The sequence below is a fragment of the Rhodohalobacter halophilus genome (assembly GCF_001715195.1).
Taxonomy (GTDB): domain Bacteria; phylum Bacteroidota; class Rhodothermia; order Balneolales; family Balneolaceae; genus Rhodohalobacter; species Rhodohalobacter halophilus.
In genome coordinates, this window is sequence record NZ_MDWE01000078.1 from 1 (window position 1) to 1,684 (window position 1,684).

General features: G+C 54.0%; 2 protein-coding genes. Both read left to right on the forward strand.

Annotation, left to right across the window (positions count from 1 at the left end; translation table 11 throughout):
* Positions 1–336: 336 nt before the first annotated feature.
* Complete coding sequence (locus BG260_RS14425; RefSeq protein WP_245683977.1) at positions 337–630, forward strand: reverse transcriptase family protein; 294 nt, start codon at positions 337–339, stop codon at positions 628–630.
* On the forward strand, positions 605–1,612 hold the full coding sequence (locus BG260_RS13740; RefSeq protein ID WP_245683978.1) for a reverse transcriptase domain-containing protein: 1,008 nt from the start codon (positions 605–607) through the stop codon (positions 1,610–1,612). Before BG260_RS14425 ends, BG260_RS13740 begins: the two co-directional genes overlap by 26 nt.
* Positions 1,613–1,684 lie beyond the last annotated feature (72 nt).

Genomic DNA, 1,684 nt, shown 5'->3' on the forward strand with positions numbered 1-1,684 from the left:
CTGCAAACTCCGGTCCTGACGAACAGGAACCGTATAAGAGGCGTAGTGAGCTGGATGAGCAAGCACATCATTGTGATGTCCAGAACACCGACAGGTGAACGCTCACTACGTAGATACGGCAGGCATCGGAGGAAAGAAGGCACTCTTACCCGGGGAGATCCCACGCCTGTGGTGTGGGAAGTCAGCCGACGTCATAGTAGTCCCAACTGGCTGGTTGGGATGAAGGACTGAATGTTACCAGGCATCCGATGGAGGCCAGAGTTCGGGCTCGCCAAGGATAGATTTCCTTGAGTCCGGATAGCTGCCACTAAACGATGCCGCCTGAACAAAACAACGATGATAGAATACGTACTCCAACAATGGAATCTGAACAACGCCTACCAGAAGGTCTGCGCCAATAAAGGAGCAGGTGGTGTGGACGGGATGGAAATATCCCAGCTCAATGCCCACCTGCAAACTCACGGGCAGGCATTGGTAGAGCACATCCGCAATGGAAGCTATCAGCCCAGCCCAATCAAAGGCGTGGAAATACCCAAACCGGGCGGCAAGAGGAGGATGCTCGGCATCCCGACGCTGACCGACCGGGTTATCCAGCAAGCCCTGCATCAGGTGCCCAGAGCCTGTATTTGAGCCGGGCTTCCAGCCTCATAGTTACGGATTCCGCCCCAACCGCAACGCCCATCAGGCCGTGCAACAAGCCCAACGGAACATCAACGAAGGCTACCAGCATGTGATAGACATTGATCTGAAGTCATTCTTCGATCAGGTCGACCATGCCATACTGCTGGAACTGATCCACCGAAAAGTCACGTGCCGGCTGACGATGAAGCTGTTGCGAAAGTTCCTGCGCGCCCCGATGCAAATCAACGGAAGGCTGCATAAACGCAGAAAGGGAGTGCCACAAGGCTCTCCCCTCAGTCCGCTGCTATCCAACATTCTGCTCAATGAACTTGACAGGGAGCTGGAAAAGCGCGGACATCGCTATGTGCGGTATGCCGACGATTTCAGCATCTACGTGCGCAGCAAACGAGCCGCCCGACGGGTAGGTAACAGCATCTACCTGTTTCTCAGGGATGTGCTTCGCCTGCCGATAAACCGGGAGAAAAGCGGGATTCGACGCCCCTCAACATTCGACATACTGGGTTATCATTTTGTCCCGGTATTCAAGAAAGGGGCCAGAGGCCAATATCAACTGGTGGTGAGTGCGAAAAGCAGGAAAGCTTTCAAGCGAAAGCTTAAAGAGTTGACCCGCAAAACCACTCCCATAAGTTTTGCCGAACGAATCCGGCGGCTCAACCGGCTGACACGAGGCTGGCTGAAAACCTTCAAACTGGCCAACATCCACGGCAAATTACAAGCACTGGATAGTTGGCTGAGAAAACGGCTGAGGTACTGCATTTGGCACCACTGGAAGAAACCAGAACGCAAACGGAAGAACCTGATGCGTCTTGGTGTGACCCCGGAAGATGCCTATGCATGGAGTCGGACACGGATGGGAGGCTGGAGAGTCGCTCAAAGCCCCATCCTCAAAACGACCATCACCTTAGCCAGACTGAAGAAACGGGGCTATATTGCAATGCTGGAACTCTATCACCAAATCAGGCCAACGTAACAAACCGCCGTATACGCGATCCGTACGTACGGTGGTGTGAGAGGCGCACCGTGAGCTTATTGCTCACGGCCG

Coding starts and splice junctions, on each gene's coding strand:
- BG260_RS14425 (WP_245683977.1), top strand. CDS start 337: ATGATAGAATACGTACTCCAACAATGGAATCTGAACAACGCCTACCAG.